Below are 13,549 nucleotides of genomic sequence, written 5' to 3' on the forward strand. Positions count from 1 at the left end.
GATGACGGCAGTCGGCGGAGTGATGTGGCTGATCTTCACCGCCATACTGGCGCTCGCCATCGTGGCGTTCGTGATGGCCGCCTTCTTCCGCGAGGACGCGTACCGCGCCGCGGACAAGCAGAACAAGGGCTTCTGGCTGATCATCCTCGGCATCGCGGTCGCCGTGAACCTGTTCGTCCCGATGCTGTTCCTGCAGCTCGCGGGCCTGGTCGCCACGATCGTCTTCTTCGTGGACGTACGGCCCGCGCTCCAGCACGTGTCGGGTGGGAAGGGGTTCCGCCGCCGCAGAGGAAGCAGCAGCGACGGCCCCTACGGCCCCTGGAACGGCGGGCGGTAGACACCTCCCGCGGCGAGACCCCTACGGCGCCCGGTCCAGCAGCACCACGGCCACGTCGTCGGTCAGTTCCCCGCCGTTGAGGTCCCGCACCTCACTCACCGCGGCCCGCAGCAGCTCCTCGCCGCGCAGCCCCTCGGCCAGCTGCCGGCGGATCATCTCCACCATGCCGTCCTGGCCGAGCCGCTCTCCGCCCTCGCCGACCCGGCCCTCGATCAGACCGTCGGTGTAGAGCATCAGGCTCCACTCCGGGCCCAGCTCCACCTGCATCCGTGGCCAGCGGGCGCCGGAGAGCAGGCCGAGGGCGGGGCCGTTGTTGTCGTACGGCAGCAGCCGCGCCGTGCGGCCGGGGCGGGCGAGCAGCGGGGCCGGGTGGCCGGCCAGGCACAGGCCCGCGCGGCGGCCGTCCGGTGCGATGTCCACCGTGCACAGCGTCGCGAAGATCTCCTCGTCGGCGCGCTCGTGCTCCAGCACCTCCTGGAGGGTGCCGAGCAGCTCGTCCCCGCACAGGCCCGCCAGCGTCAGCGCCCGCCAGGCGATGCGCAGCTCCACGCCGAGCGCGGCCTCGTCCGGGCCGTGGCCGCAGACGTCGCCGATCATGGCGTGCACGGTGCCGTCGGGCGTGCGGACGGCGTCGTAGAAGTCGCCGCCGAGCAGGGCGCGCGAGCGGCCGGGGCGGTAGCGGGCGGCGAAGCGCAGCGAGGAGCCCTCCAGCAGGGGCGTGGGCAGCAGCCCGCGCTCCAGCCGGCGGTTCTCCTGTGCGCGCAGCCGGCCCTCCGCCAGCCGTCGCTCGGCCGTGTCGGAGCGCTTCCGCTCCACCGCGTAGCGGATGGCGCGGCTGAGCAGCCGGCCGTCCAGCTCGTCCCGGAAGAGGTAGTCCTGCGCGCCCACGCGCACGGCCTCAGCGCCGCGCTCGGCGTCGCCGGAGGCGGTCAGCGCCAGCACGGCATGCCGGGGCGCGAGCTGGAGGACGTGCCTGAGCACGGCCAGCTCGTCGTCGGTGTCGCTGCCGCCCGGCGCCGGGAGCGCCAGGTCCAGCAGGATGCAGTGGACGTCGTCGGTGAGCAGCCGCCCGGCCTCGGTGAGGTTGCGGGCGGTGCGGACGCGCATCGGCTTGCCGGACGGGTCCAGCAGGTCGGGCACGATCGGCGAGGCGGCCGGATCGTCCTCGATCAGCAGCAGGGTGAGAGTGGCGCCGGTGCCGTGCACGGTCGTGGCGTCGCGGTGGGCCTCTTCCTTGAGGGGGCCGCCGACTGCGGGGGCGGCCTGCGCCTGACCACTCTCCACGGCCGGGATCGCTCTCTGCCGCGGTACGGGTACGGGCATCGTGTTGGGTTCCTTCCCTCCCCCCGAGGGCATGGCGGCGTCGAGGGTCTCGAAGCCACCGACGGGGACCATAGCGGGTGCTCCCGCCCCGATGGAATGGTGTGAGCCGCGTCGCTGCCGCGCAGGCCGCTGTCATATGCCGCGTTCCGTACGAGAGTTGGACAGGTCGCCGGGTCGGCGGGGATGACGAAGCTCACGTACGGCCCGGGTTTGCCCGGGGGTTGGAGGTGCGGTGGGTCACATCGTGTGCGTCCCGTGAGGAAATGGCGCGCGTCACATGACCTGGCTCACGCGTCCGGTCGTACGACGCCCAGGATCGGCATGGAGCCGGCGCCCGCCACCGTGATCGTACGGCCGGGGCGCGGGGCCTGGATGATCGCGCCGTCGCCGACGTAGATGGCGACGTGGCTGGCGTCGTCGAAGTAGATGATGAGGTCGCCGGGGCGCATGTCCTTGATGTCGACGTGCCTGAGCTGCTTCCACTGCTCCTGGGAGGTGCGCGGGATGGGATGGCCGGCCGCCGCCCAGGCCTGGGAGGTCAGGCCGGAGCAGTCGTAGGACTTCGGGCCCTCGGCGCCCCACACGTACGGCTTGCCGAGCTGGGCGCTGGCGAAGGCGACGGCCTTCTCGCCCTGTGCGGAGGCCTTGCCGTGGATCCTCTTGAGGATGCCGGTGTCCAGCCAGTCCGTCTGTGCCTTCAGGGCGGCCTGCTGCTCCAGCTGGTCGAGCCGCTCCTTCTCCTTCTTCTCCAGCCGCGACTCCATCTCTTCCGCGGCGGCGATCTGCTGCTGGACCTTCTTCTTGGCGGCGGCCCTGGCCTTGCGCTCGGCGTCCAGCTTCTTCCACTGCTCGGCGGCGTCGTCGGCGTAGTCCTGCAACTGCTTCTGGGTGGTGGCCAGTTCGCCGATGAGGGTCTTCGTCGCCCGCTGGCCCTGGAGTACCAGTCCGGCCCCGTCCAGCACCTGGCCGGGGTCGTTGCTCAGCAGGAACTGGGCGGTGGGCGGGACGCCTCCGGTGCGGTACTGCTCCCGGGCGGCCGCGCCCGCCTGGTTCCTGAGCCTGGCGAGCGTCTGCTGCCCCTGGTCGATCTTCTTCGCCAGCGCGACGATCGTGGCCGACTGCTGCTTCGCCTTCTCCTCGGCCGCGTTGTAGGCGTCGGTGGCGACGGCCGCGTCGTGGTAGAGCGCGTCGAGCTTCTCGCGGACCTTCTCAAGGTCCTTGCCCGGCGGGGGAGTCGGGGAAGTGCTCGCAGTGGGTGACGGGTCGGCGAAGGCCGTGCCCGGTGCGCCCAGCACGGTCACCGCGCAGACCACGGTCACGGCGGCCGAGAGGATGCTGCGCTTGCCCCAGCCCATCACAGATGCCCCCAAGCTGATTTACCGTCAGTAACTTACGGTGCTCCGGGGATGGTGCCATGCCACGGCACAAAGCGACAGAGGCAGGCGGCAGAGGTGGCTGCACCCCGTGCCCACCCCAGCATGACGAGCTCCCCGCCGGTGTGACGAACGACGCGCGAGGATCGTTCCGTCCCACCGCCCCCGAACGGGTGAGGCCGGCTCAGCGGCGCCCGTGCCGGTGAGCTCAGACCAGCGGCGCCAACGCCCCCCACGCCACCGTCACTTCGCCCTGCCGCCAGCGGGCCGGGGAGTCCGTCACCGGCCAGTCGGCCGTCAGGTCCCGTACCGCGCGCAGCCACCGCTGGCGGGCGCCGTAGGAGGCGTAGGGCGCCGCGGCGGCCCAGGCGCGGTCGAAGTCCCGCAGAAAGGCGTGCACGGGCTCGCCGGGGACGTTCCGGTGGATCAGTGCCTTCGGCAGCCGCTCGGCGAGGTCGGAGGGCCGCTCCAGGGAGCCCAGCCGGGTCGCGAACGTCACCGTCCTCGGCCCCTCGGGACCGAGCGCCACCCACACGTGCCGCCGCCCGATCTCGTCGCACGTCCCCTCGACCAGCAGCCCGCCGCGCGAGCCGCCGCCCGCCGGGGCGAGCCGCGCGCACAGCCGCTCCCAGACGGCGGCGACCTCGGCCTCGTCGTACTGGCGCAGCACATTGGCGGCCCGGATCAGGGCCGGCCGCCCCGGCACGGGGACCTCGAAGCCGCCGTGCCGGAAGACCAGTCCCTCGCGCTCGTACGGCCGCGCCGCCGCGACCCGCTCCGGTTCGATCTCGATGCCGGTCACGCGCGCGTGGGGCGCGACCGTGCGCAGCCGGCCGAGCAGTTCCACGGCGGTCCAGGGGGCGGCGCCGTAACCGAGATCGACGGCCAGTGGATCAGCGGCGCGCCGCAGTTCGCCGCCGTGGGTGGCGGCGATCCAGCGGTCCATGCGGCGGAGCCGGTTGGGGTTGGTCGTCCCGCGCGTCACGGTTCCCACCACGGCCCCGCCGCTCGGGCGAGGCCGGGAGCGGGGGAGGGTCGCTGCGCGGGCTGTCATGGGTACGAGGGTAAGCGGGAGTCCCCCGAGGGCGCGGGACTCCGTCCGTGAAGGTAACGATTGGGCAAAGCGGCGTGTTCGGGAAATGGCAGGACACCCGTCCGCTGTTGGACCACCTCGGAGGGCGACGTCGTTCCTCCGTCCGGCATGCCCGCAGCAAGGAGGACCGCCACGTGAGCCAGTACGTCAGCAGGCTCGGGCGACGCTCCCCGTCGGCCGCGTCACGGCTCCGTCTGCTCCGCCGGCCCCGCCGGGTCGCGATGCTCTCCGTGCACACCTCTCCGCTCCACCAGCCCGGCACCGGCGACGCCGGCGGCATGAACGTCTACATCGTGGAGCTGGCCCAGCGGCTCGCCGCGATCAACATAGAGGTCGAGATCTTCACCCGGGCCACGGCCGGCGGCCTGGAGCCCACGGTCCAGCTGGCCCCCGGTGTGCTGGTCCGGCACGTCGACGCCGGTCCCTACGAGGGCCTGGCCAAGGAGGACCTCCCGGCCCAGCTGTGCGCCTTCACGCACGGCGTGATGCAGGCCTGGGCGGGGCACCGCCCCGGCTACTACGACCTCGTCCACTCCCACTACTGGCTCTCCGGCCACGTCGGCTGGCTCGCCGCCCAGCGCTGGGGCGTGCCGCTGGTGCACGCCATGCACACCATGGCCAAGGTCAAGAACGCCAACCTGGCCGACGGCGACAGCCCCGAGCCGGCCGCCCGGGTCATCGGCGAGACCCAGATCGTGGCCGCCGCCGACCGGCTCATCGCCAACACGGCGGAGGAGGCCGACGAACTGGTACGGCACTACGCCGCGGACCCCGCGAAGGTCGCCGTCGTCCACCCGGGCGTGAACCTCGACCGCTTCCGCCCGGCCGACGGCCGCGCCGCCGCCCGCGCCCGCCTCGGCCTGCCGCAGGACGCCCTGATCCCGCTCTTCGCCGGCCGCATCCAGCCCCTGAAGGCCCCGGACGTCCTCCTGCGCGCGGTGGCCGCTCTGCTCGACGAGCGCCCCGAACTCCGCTCCCGCATCCTCGTCCCGGTCGTCGGCGGGCCGAGCGGCAGCGGGCTCGCCAAGCCGGAGGGGCTGCAGAAGCTCGCCGCGCGGCTCGGCATCGCGGACGTCGTACGGTTCCGCCCGCCGGTCGGCCAGGAGCAGCTCGCGGACTGGTTCCGGGCCGCGTCCGTGCTGGTCATGCCGTCCTACAGCGAGTCCTTCGGCCTGGTCGCCATAGAGGCGCAGGCGGCCGGCACACCGGTGCTCGCGGCCTCGGTCGGCGGACTGCCGGTGGCCGTGCGCGACGGCGGCACCGGCTTCCTCGTGCACGGCCACGACCCGGCCGACTACGCGCGCGTGCTGCGCCGGTTCGCCGACGAGCCGTCCCTGGCGGCGAGCATGGGGGAGGCCGCCGCCCGTCACGCCCGGTCCTTCGGCTGGGACACGGCGGCCGCCGCGACCGCCGACGTCTACACGGCCGCGACCCAGTCCCACCGCCGTCGCGTACGCTCCCACCATGGGTGAGGGTGAGAAGGCGGTCGGGCAGGTCCTGGAAGCCGTCCTGCGGGATGCCGAACTGGAGTGGGAGAGCCCCGGGCCCGGTACCTACGTGGTCAAGCTCCCCGGCACCCGCAAGCTCTCCACGACGGTCTCCTTCCTGGTGGGACGCCACTCGCTCTCGCTGAACGCCTTCGTGGTCCGCCACCCCGACGAGAACGAGGCCGGCGTGCACCGCTGGCTGCTCGAGCGCAACCTCAAGCTGTACGGCGTGAGTTACGCCGTCGACCGCCTCGGCGACGTCTACGTCACCGCCCGTCTGCCGCACGCCTCCGTCACCCCCGACGAGATCGACCGCCTCCTCGGGCAGGTCCTGGAAGCGGCCGACGGCGCCTTCAACACCCTTCTGGAACTGGGCTTCGCCTCCTCGATCCGCAAGGAGTACGCCTGGCGGGTCTCCCGTGGCGAGTCCACGCGCAACCTGGACGCGTTCAGGCATCTGATCGAACGCCCCGCGGACTGACGCCTGCGGACCGACTTGCGTCCGCCCTCTTCCCCCTCGGGTAGGGCAGTGGCATGCTCACGGCCGACGTAATGCTGAACGTCATTCATATGCATGAATATGAAGGGGCGGGTGGACATGAGCGGCACGCACCTCACGAGACGGACCCTGCTGGCCGGTGCCACGGCCGTGGCGCTCGGCGCGGCGGCGGGCAGGGCGACGGCGGCCGGACCGGCGGAAGTCCCCGCTCTGTGGCGGGAGTTCCTCCGCACCCCGTTCACCCACCCGCAGATCCCGTACGTCGGCCGGGCGGGCTGCCGCACCCGGAGCCGCGCCCGGGTGGTCGCCGACGTCACCGACCACGGCGCCGTACCCGACGGCACCACCGACTGCGCCCCCGCCATCAACCGTGCCATCGCCGCCGCCGGAAGGGCCGGCGGTGGCACGGTCACCATCCCGCCCGGCACCTTCCGCATCGACGGCCTGATCCGCATCGGCGACTCGGGCGTCGTCCTGCGCGGCGCGGGCAGCGGCCGTACGACGCTCCACGCGACGAGGAACCTCACCGAGCTGATCGGCGCCTACGGCTCCCGCTACGGCGGCGACAAGTCGGCGTGGTCCTGGGCGGGCGGCCTCATCTGGCTGGCCCCGCACGCCCGTTGGGACTCCCTCGTCGCGGCCATCAGGTCCCGCGCCTGGCCCTTCGAGGGCTGGACCGGCAACCAGCGCGACGAGTGGACGCCCCTGACGGCGCTGGAACCGGCCGAGCGGGGGTCCTGGACGGTCACCGCCGCCGACGCCTCCGCCCTGCACCCCGGCCGGCTCGTCCTGCTCCGCCTCCTGGACGACCCCGGCCACACCCTGCTGCAGCACATGGCGGGCGGCGGCCCGGGGCCGGCGTCGTACTCCTGGGACGACAAGACGAAGCTGCTGTCGTACGTCCCCTACGAGTGGCCGGTCCGCATCGCCCGCGTCCAGGGCCGCCGGATCACCCTCGAACGCCCGCTCCCGCTCGACCTGCGCCCCGAATGGAACCCGCAACTCACGACGCACGTCACCGAGCTGACCGGCTCCGGCGTCGAGGGCCTGACCCTGGAGGCGGTCGAGACCCCCCAGTCCCCGCACCTGCTCGACAAGGGCTACAACGGGGTGGTCCTGCAGTGCGCCTACGACTGCTGGGTGGACGACGTCACGGTCACGAACGTCGACAACGGCTTCGGCCTGGTCGCCGCCTCCTCCTGCACCCTGCGCCGCACACGCGTCGCCGGGCGCGGCTCGCACCACCCGTACTTCTGCCGCGAGGGCTCCCACGACAACCTGATCGAGGACTTCACCGTCGAACAGCGCACGGTCCCGGCCCCGCCCGGCACGCAGTTGCACGGCATCAACGTCGAGGGGCTGTCGTCGCACAACGTCTGGAGCCGCGGCGAGATGCGGATGGGCACCTTCGACAGCCACCGCGGCCTGCCCTTCGCGAACGTCCGCACCGACATCACCGTGAACAACAACGGCCGCCACGGCGGAGACGCCAGCGCGGGCCCGCTCTTCGGCGCCCGCTTCACCCACTGGAACATCCGGGTCACCAACGGCCGCGCGGGCCTGATGAAGATCGACGGCCTGGCGCCGTACTCGGCGACCGCCGGCATCGACGCGGTGACCGAGTTCGACCAGATCGACGTCCCCGACTTCACCGGCGACCTGCACTCCCGCCTGGAGCTGTACGGCACCACGGACGCCGTACGCCCGCGCAACCTGTACGACGCTCAGCGCGAGCTGCTGCGATAGCGCCCCGGGGGCACCCCGACCAGCTTCTTGAAGTGCCGGGTGAGATGGGCCTGGTCGTAGAACCCGGTGGCCGATGCCACCTCGCCCGGCGCCAGGCCGTCCAGCAGCAGCCGCCGGGCGCGCCCGACCCGCCGCGACATCAGGTACTGGTGCGGGGCGATGCCGTAGGCACCGCTGAACGCCCGCACCAGATGGGCGGGATGGGCGTGCAGCAGGCGTGCGGCCTCCGCCAGCGGGACACCCTCGACGACCCGGGCGTCGAGCAGCTCCCGCAGGGTCCGGGCGAGCACGGGATCCGCACGGTGTGCCCAGCCGGACGTGCGGCGCAGGTGGTCGCGCAGCCGCTCCCCGACGAGGGTCAGCCTGCTCTCCGCCTCCAGTTCGTCACCGGGCCGGGCGAGGGCCGAGTGCACCTGTTCGACGCGCCGGCGCAGCAGGGGGTCCCGCAGGCCGGGCGTGTCGACGGCGCGCCCGATGAGATCGTCGCCGAGACGGCTGCTGTCGAGGTAGACGACCCGTTTGCGGAAGCCGCCCGGGGTGGCCGGTGAGCCGTTGTGCGGCACGTGCGGCGGGAGCAGGCTGACCGTGTCGTGCGGGGTGCCGTGCTCGTGCCGGTCGAGGTCGTACCGTACGGCCCCGTCGTCCACGATGAGCAGCGTCCAGGCGTCGTGGACGTGCATGGGGTAGGCGTACTCGGTGAAGTGGGCGTGGAAGACCTCCACGACACCCGGTACGCGCGGGCGCCAGGCGCTGACTTCCTGCCGGGCGGCCATGCGAAGAACGTACAAGACAGCGCGGGACGGCGCCCCGCAGTCTCGTTCCATGAGCGCTGAACCCATCCGTTTCGCCACGAAGATCGCCGTGCTGCTGCGTGAGGACCTGGAGCCCTGGCAGCGCCTCAACGTCACCGCGTTCCTGGTCAGCGGCCTAGGCAGCCAGGTGCCCGAGGTGATCGGCGAGCCCTACGAGGACGCGGAAGGGGTCGGCTACCTGCCCATGTTCCGCCAGCCGGTGCTGGTCTTCGAGGGCACCAAGGAGACCCTCACCGCGGCCCACGGCAGGGCGCTGAGCCGCGCCCTGCCCCGCGCCGTGTTCACCTCGGACCTGTTCACGACGGGCAACGACCGCGACAACCGCGCGGCGGTCCGGGCCGTACCGACGGCGCAGCTGGACCTGGTGGGGCTGGCGGTGTACGGCCCGCGCAACGGCGTGGACAAGATCCTGAAGGGTGCGCGGATGCACCCCTGAGGCCGGGGCCGCCGGAGCTGCTCGCCGGGGTCAGCCGAACATGCCGGGCACGTAGTCGCCGGCGGGCTGCTGGACGATGACGTTGATGCGGTTGTAGGCGTTGATGAGGGCGATCAGCGAGACGAGAGCGGCGAGCTGGTCCTCGTCGTAGTGCTTGGCGGCGTTCGCCCAGACCTCGTCCGGGACGCCGCCGGCCGCGTCGGCGATCCGGGTGCCCTGCTCCGTGAGCTCCAGCGCGGCCCGTTCGGCGTCGCTGAACACCTTGGCCTCCCGCCAGGCCGCGACCATGTGCAGCCGCTGCGCCGTCTCCCCGGCGGCGGCCGCGTCCTTGGTGTGCATGTCGAGACACATCCCGCAGCCGTTGATCTGGCTGGCGCGGATCTTCACCAGCTCCTGCGTCACGGCCGGCAGACCGGAGTCCGAGACCGCCTTCCCCGCCGAGTTGACGTACCTGAAGAACCTGCCGGAGACGGGGTTCTCGAAGAGGTTCAGACGAGCGTCCATGATCTGCTCCCATGAGGTGGCCGGTGGGCTACACCTCTGTGACGGAACGGTCCGGGGAGATGTGACACGACCCCCCGTGACGCGCACCACGCCCGGCGCCGCGCACCCGGACGGCCTGCCCTCTCAAGAGATCGCGGCCGAATCTGCACAGCGCGTCCGCAACTGCGGAACCGATGGTTCCGTTGGTACGGAGTTGTCCCGGTCGGCGTGACGGTGGCAAGTCCTGTGGTCCGCCCTGTTCGGCGCGGTGTGTGGAGAAACCGCCGCCAAAGCGTGACCGTGCCCGCACGGATCGGTCACCGGGCGCGGCCAACTGTCGCGGGGCGGGCGGCGGTTGGCTGGCTGCCCCGGCGCGCTCCGTGGTTTGATCGCTCGCGCCGCCGGGTTCGCGCCACGGTGTCCTGAAAGGGACGGCGCATGCCCGCGGTCGCGGTCCACCGCCCGTCCCCGGCGGTGCCGCTCCCCCTGTGGACCACCCATGCGAAGGGCAGTTTCCCCATGAACTCCGCTCACCAGGTTGAGACCCTCGAGATCTCCGACGCCGAGCTCGACACCGTCGCCGGCGGACTGGCCCCCGAGGTCAGCCTCACGCTCGACTCCACCACCCTCAGCAGCGCCGGCCTGGTGTCCCAGCTCGGTGCCGTCCAGGGCGAGGCGCTGGGCGCCCTCGGCCAGTCGCACCAGGTCGGCTTCAACGCCGCCCTCTGATCGCCGCGATCAGCGCACCGAGCCCCTGCCGGCGGACAACTCCCGGCAGGGGCTCAGTCATTCCGGTCCCATAAGACCTCCGCGACGGCGGCGGCGCCACCCCTCGACGCCGACCCGGCCGGCGGCCTCACCCTCCTGTGGGCCACCACCGGCGGCCCCGTCCGCTTCGCCCGCAAGGCCGCCCCCGGTGACGCGTGGAGCGCCGCCGAGCCGACCGGACTCACCGGCTGGTACGCCCCCGGCGCCCTGCCCCGTCCGCTGACCGCCCCGAACGGCGACGTCACCCTCGTCGGAGCCGCGGACAAGGCGGTGGTCTCCGCCACCCGCTCCGCCCGCACCGGCGTCCGGGGCGCCGTCGAGCAGGCCGACGACCGCCGTCCCGGCACGTCCCCCACCTCCGGTACCGCCTCCGACGGCACGGTGCACGCTGCCTGGAGCGTGTCCACCGGCAACGGCTCGTACCGCTTCGTGCCCGCCTTCCGCACCCGCGGCGGCTGGCCGGCCCCCGAGACGCCGGCCACCACCCCCGGCGACCGGACCGTCGGCGGCGCCCTCACGGTCGCGGGCACCCGTCCCACCGCCCTCTGGTACGACAGCTCCGCCCTCGGCGGCCCGCTGTACGCCGTCTCCGGCACCACCCGCCCGCTGCCCCGCGCCCGGGACTACGGCGACGACCGCCGCGCCGACGTGCTCGCGCTGACCGGCACCACCCTGACCCGGTACGACGGTGACGCGGCCGGCCACCTCGCGGCGGGCTCCGTGCACAGCGGCGCGCTCACCACCGGCTGGCCCTCCGGCACCCGGTTCACCGGCTTCGGCGACCTGAACGGCGACCGCGTCCACGACGTCCTCGCCGTACTGCCCACGGGCGAGGCGCGCATGTACGAGGCCCCGGCGGGCCGGCTGCCCGCGCCGACGTCCCCGTACAGGAAGACCGGCGGCGACTGGCGCGGCTACGACGTCCTCACCACCCCCGGCGACCTGACCGGCGACGGCCGCGCCGACCTGCTGGCCCGTTCCGCCCCGACCGGTGACATCTACCTGTACGCGGGAGCCGGCAGCGCCGGATTCGCCCCGCGCGTCAGGATCCGGTCCGGCTGGAAGGGGTACACCCGGGTGACCGGCGCCGGGGACCTGGACGGCGACGGGCACGGGGACGTGCTGGCCCTGGACGCCTCCGGCGGACTGTGGCGCTACGACGGCACCGCCACCGGCAAGCTCGCCGACCGGGTGCCGGTCTTCCGCGACTGGGGCAAGAGCCACCGCCAGGTGCTCGGTGCCGCCGACCTGAACGGCGACGGCGACGCCGACCTGCTCTCGGTCGGCTCGGGCGGCGTGGCCTGGCTCAACCCGGGCACCGGCCACGGCACGTTCGGCGGCCGGGTCCGCCTCGGCTCGGGCTGGGAGGGGCGCACGCTGTCCTGACCTCGGGTGGCGCCCCGGGCGCCGCCTATTCGGGTGCTTGTGTGCACGTCAACGCTTCTCGCCTGTGGGTCGGCGGCATACCTCTGGCGATCACACAATCGACCCAAGGAGACGCTTATGCGTGTACGTGCCGCACTCGGCGCCATCGCTCTCGCCGGGACCGTTCTGCTCGGAGGAGCGGCCCACGCCCTGGCCGACGACAACGACGACATGGGCAGCGCCGGAGTCGACTCCGGGAGCAGCGCGCCGGCCATGTCCGATTCCGACATGGGCATGTCCGACCCCGACGAGGGCGCGTCCGACATGGACAAGGGCGCAGCCGGTTTCGGCAAGGACGCGTCCGGTTTCGGCTCGGCCGGATCCGTCTTCGACAAGTCACCGGCCGCCCACCACTAGGCCGTGCACCAGGCCTTGCACTAGGCCGTGCCGTCCGTCCCGGCGGACGCCCCGCACCGTGCTGCTCTCGGTGCGGGGCGCGGGACAGCCGCCGGCCCAGGCCCGCAGGGGCTCGGCGTTCGGTCCTTCAGGGGCCTGGACTTTCAGGCTTCGCTGACGCGGACAGAGGTGGACGGCCGCCGGGCGGGGACCGGCGCCGCGGCGGGCAGACCCCGCATGAGCAGCCCGTACCCGATCCCGGCCACCGTCCCCACCACCGCGCACATCCCCCACAGCCACGGGGCGCCCAGCCGGTCGATGACCGTGCCGGACATCAGCGGTGCGATCAGTGAGGCGACGGACCAGGACAGCGTGTAGACGCCTTGGTACCGCCCGCGCCCGTGCACCGGGGACAGCCGGACCACGAGCCCGGTCTGGGTCGGGGCGTTGACGATCTCGGCGAGGGTCCACACGCACACGGTCAGCGCGAAGACGCCGACCGACCCGGCGAACGCGGTGAGTCCGAAGCCGTATCCGGCGAGGACCGAGGAGACCACCAGCAGGGTGCGCGGGTCGCGGTGCTCGATGAACCGGGTGACCGGGATCTGCAGGGCGACGATCAGGATGCCGTTGACGGCGATGGCCAGACCGTAGTCGGCGGCCGAGAACCCGGCCCGGCCCATGGCCACCGGCAGCCCCACGGAGCCCTGCTGGAAGACCAGCGCGACCAGGAACGACAGGCCGACGACGGCCATGTACCGCCCGTCGCGCAGCACGGTGCCGAGGCTGACGGCGCCCTCCTTCTCCTTCACCTGTGCGGCCGGCCGCGACTCGGGCAGCTTGAGGAAGACGACGAGGGCGCAGACGGCCGTCATCCCGGCCTCGATCAGGAACCCGGCGAGGTAGCTGAACTCGGCGATGAAACCCGCGGCCATGGAGGAGACGGCGAACCCCAGGTTGATGGCCCAGTAGTTGAGCGAGAAGGCCCGTACCCGGTCCTCGGGCCGGACGATGTCGGCCATCATCGCCTGCACGGCCGGCCGGGAGGCGTTGGAGGCCATGCCGACGAGGAAGGCGACGGCGGCGATGGCGACGGGGTCGTGCATGAAGCCGAGCAGTGCGACCGAGGCCGCGGTCGAGGTCTGCGCGATGAGCAGGGTGGGCCGCCTGCCGAGCCGGTCGGCCATCACCCCGGCGCCCAGCGCGGAGACGACCCCGCCGAGGCCGTGCAGGGAGGCGACGAGGCCGGCGTACGAGGCCGAGTATCCGCGGTCGAGCGTCAGATAGAGCGCCATGAAGGTGGCGACGAAGGCGCCCAGCCGGTTGACGAGGGTGCTGGTCCACAGCCACCAGAACTCGCGGGGTAGCCCGGAGACGCTCTCCCGGGCTGCTCGTCGGAGACGGGTGACGGACATGGCAGGACCCCCATGG

General features: G+C 73.0%; 14 protein-coding genes. 8 read left to right on the forward strand and 6 right to left on the reverse strand.

The window, feature by feature from the left end:
- Position 1: 1 nt before the first annotated feature.
- Positions 2–337: a DUF2516 family protein gene (locus tag ACZ7HQ_RS18850; protein ID WP_470990852.1), complete on the forward strand. Its 336-nt coding sequence runs from the start codon at positions 2–4 to the stop codon at positions 335–337.
- Positions 338–358: 21 nt separating this feature from the next.
- Here the strand turns inward: ACZ7HQ_RS18850 and ACZ7HQ_RS18855 are convergent, their stop codons facing one another.
- The 3 genes from ACZ7HQ_RS18855 to ACZ7HQ_RS18865 form a co-directional block, all read right to left on the reverse strand.
- The gene (locus ACZ7HQ_RS18855; RefSeq protein ID WP_470990854.1) at positions 359–1,660 is read right to left on the reverse strand and encodes a PP2C family protein-serine/threonine phosphatase; all 1,302 of its coding nucleotides are present in this window, start codon (positions 1,658–1,660) and stop codon (positions 359–361) included.
- Positions 1,661–1,947: 287 nt separating this feature from the next.
- Positions 1,948–3,015 carry a C40 family peptidase gene (locus ACZ7HQ_RS18860; protein ID WP_470992200.1) on the reverse strand — a complete coding sequence of 356 codons (1,068 nt, stop codon included), beginning with the start codon at positions 3,013–3,015 and terminating at the stop codon, positions 1,948–1,950.
- A gap of 226 nt (positions 3,016–3,241) precedes the next feature.
- On the reverse strand, positions 3,242–4,087 hold the full coding sequence (locus ACZ7HQ_RS18865) for a class I SAM-dependent methyltransferase (RefSeq protein WP_470990856.1): 846 nt from the start codon (positions 4,085–4,087) through the stop codon (positions 3,242–3,244).
- Between the two features lie 173 nt (positions 4,088–4,260).
- On the opposite strand from ACZ7HQ_RS18865, the gene mshA reads away from it, so the two are divergent.
- From mshA to ACZ7HQ_RS18880, 3 genes are all read left to right on the forward strand, one after another.
- Positions 4,261–5,598, forward strand: coding sequence for a D-inositol-3-phosphate glycosyltransferase (gene mshA / locus ACZ7HQ_RS18870; RefSeq protein ID WP_470990858.1), 1,338 nt, complete (start codon positions 4,261–4,263; stop codon positions 5,596–5,598).
- On the forward strand, positions 5,591–6,094 hold the full coding sequence (locus tag ACZ7HQ_RS18875) for a type III secretion system chaperone family protein (protein WP_470990860.1): 504 nt from the start codon (positions 5,591–5,593) through the stop codon (positions 6,092–6,094). The genes mshA and ACZ7HQ_RS18875 overlap by 8 nt, the downstream gene beginning before the upstream one ends.
- A 117-nt stretch (positions 6,095–6,211) precedes the next feature.
- Positions 6,212–7,858, forward strand: coding sequence for a glycosyl hydrolase family 28-related protein (locus tag ACZ7HQ_RS18880; protein WP_470990862.1), 1,647 nt, complete (start codon positions 6,212–6,214; stop codon positions 7,856–7,858).
- Here ACZ7HQ_RS18880 and ACZ7HQ_RS18885 read toward each other — a convergent pair.
- Complete coding sequence (locus ACZ7HQ_RS18885) at positions 7,837–8,631, reverse strand: helix-turn-helix transcriptional regulator (protein WP_470990863.1); 795 nt, start codon at positions 8,629–8,631, stop codon at positions 7,837–7,839. The two genes, ACZ7HQ_RS18880 and ACZ7HQ_RS18885, sit on opposite strands and share 22 nt — an antisense overlap.
- A gap of 49 nt (positions 8,632–8,680) precedes the next feature.
- On the opposite strand from ACZ7HQ_RS18885, the gene ACZ7HQ_RS18890 reads away from it, so the two are divergent.
- A complete protein-coding gene (locus ACZ7HQ_RS18890) occupies positions 8,681–9,106 on the forward strand; it encodes a DUF2000 family protein (RefSeq protein WP_470990865.1) in 426 nt (141 codons plus the stop codon).
- A 30-nt stretch (positions 9,107–9,136) separates the two neighbouring features.
- Here ACZ7HQ_RS18890 and ACZ7HQ_RS18895 read toward each other — a convergent pair whose 3' ends face one another.
- Complete coding sequence (locus ACZ7HQ_RS18895) at positions 9,137–9,610, reverse strand: carboxymuconolactone decarboxylase family protein (protein ID WP_470990867.1); 474 nt, start codon at positions 9,608–9,610, stop codon at positions 9,137–9,139.
- Between the two features lie 417 nt (positions 9,611–10,027).
- Between ACZ7HQ_RS18895 and ACZ7HQ_RS18900 the strand changes: the two genes are divergently transcribed.
- The 3 genes from ACZ7HQ_RS18900 (at position 10,028) to ACZ7HQ_RS18910 (ending at position 12,139) form a co-directional block, all read left to right on the forward strand.
- Positions 10,028–10,318: a hypothetical protein gene (locus ACZ7HQ_RS18900; RefSeq protein ID WP_470990869.1), complete on the forward strand. Its 291-nt coding sequence runs from the start codon at positions 10,028–10,030 to the stop codon at positions 10,316–10,318.
- A gap of 309 nt (positions 10,319–10,627) precedes the next feature.
- The gene (locus ACZ7HQ_RS18905) at positions 10,628–11,743 is read left to right on the forward strand and encodes an FG-GAP repeat domain-containing protein (protein ID WP_470990871.1); all 1,116 of its coding nucleotides are present in this window, start codon (positions 10,628–10,630) and stop codon (positions 11,741–11,743) included.
- Positions 11,744–11,860: 117 nt separating this feature from the next.
- Entirely contained in the window at positions 11,861–12,139 is a 279-nt protein-coding gene (locus tag ACZ7HQ_RS18910) for a hypothetical protein (protein WP_470990872.1), read from the forward strand.
- 143 nt (positions 12,140–12,282) lie between these two features.
- Here the strand turns inward: ACZ7HQ_RS18910 and ACZ7HQ_RS18915 are convergent, their stop codons facing one another.
- On the reverse strand, positions 12,283–13,533 hold the full coding sequence (locus ACZ7HQ_RS18915; RefSeq protein WP_470990874.1) for an MDR family MFS transporter: 1,251 nt from the start codon (positions 13,531–13,533) through the stop codon (positions 12,283–12,285).
- Positions 13,534–13,549: the final 16 nt, after the last annotated feature.

The sequence above is a fragment of the Streptomyces sp. NPDC037290 genome (assembly GCF_055603245.1).

What these genes read in the sequence shown, in the direction of transcription:
- ACZ7HQ_RS18915 (WP_470990874.1), bottom strand. Translation starts at nt 13,533, where the DNA reads ATGTCCGTCACCCGTCTCCGACGAGCAGCCCGGGAGAGCGTCTCCGGG.
- ACZ7HQ_RS18860 (WP_470992200.1), bottom strand. Translation starts at nt 3,015, where the DNA reads ATGGGCTGGGGCAAGCGCAGCATCCTCTCGGCCGCCGTGACCGTGGTC.
- ACZ7HQ_RS18890 (WP_470990865.1), top strand. Translation starts at nt 8,681, where the DNA reads ATGAGCGCTGAACCCATCCGTTTCGCCACGAAGATCGCCGTGCTGCTG.
- ACZ7HQ_RS18910 (WP_470990872.1), top strand. Translation starts at nt 11,861, where the DNA reads ATGCGTGTACGTGCCGCACTCGGCGCCATCGCTCTCGCCGGGACCGTT.
- ACZ7HQ_RS18850 (WP_470990852.1), top strand. Translation starts at nt 2, where the DNA reads ATGACGGCAGTCGGCGGAGTGATGTGGCTGATCTTCACCGCCATACTG.
- ACZ7HQ_RS18880 (WP_470990862.1), top strand. Translation starts at nt 6,212, where the DNA reads ATGAGCGGCACGCACCTCACGAGACGGACCCTGCTGGCCGGTGCCACG.
- ACZ7HQ_RS18855 (WP_470990854.1), bottom strand. Translation starts at nt 1,660, where the DNA reads ATGCCCGTACCCGTACCGCGGCAGAGAGCGATCCCGGCCGTGGAGAGT.
- ACZ7HQ_RS18875 (WP_470990860.1), top strand. Translation starts at nt 5,591, where the DNA reads ATGGGTGAGGGTGAGAAGGCGGTCGGGCAGGTCCTGGAAGCCGTCCTG.
- ACZ7HQ_RS18885 (WP_470990863.1), bottom strand. Translation starts at nt 8,631, where the DNA reads ATGGCCGCCCGGCAGGAAGTCAGCGCCTGGCGCCCGCGCGTACCGGGT.
- ACZ7HQ_RS18865 (WP_470990856.1), bottom strand. Translation starts at nt 4,087, where the DNA reads ATGACAGCCCGCGCAGCGACCCTCCCCCGCTCCCGGCCTCGCCCGAGC.
- ACZ7HQ_RS18895 (WP_470990867.1), bottom strand. Translation starts at nt 9,610, where the DNA reads ATGGACGCTCGTCTGAACCTCTTCGAGAACCCCGTCTCCGGCAGGTTC.
- ACZ7HQ_RS18900 (WP_470990869.1), top strand. Translation starts at nt 10,028, where the DNA reads ATGCCCGCGGTCGCGGTCCACCGCCCGTCCCCGGCGGTGCCGCTCCCC.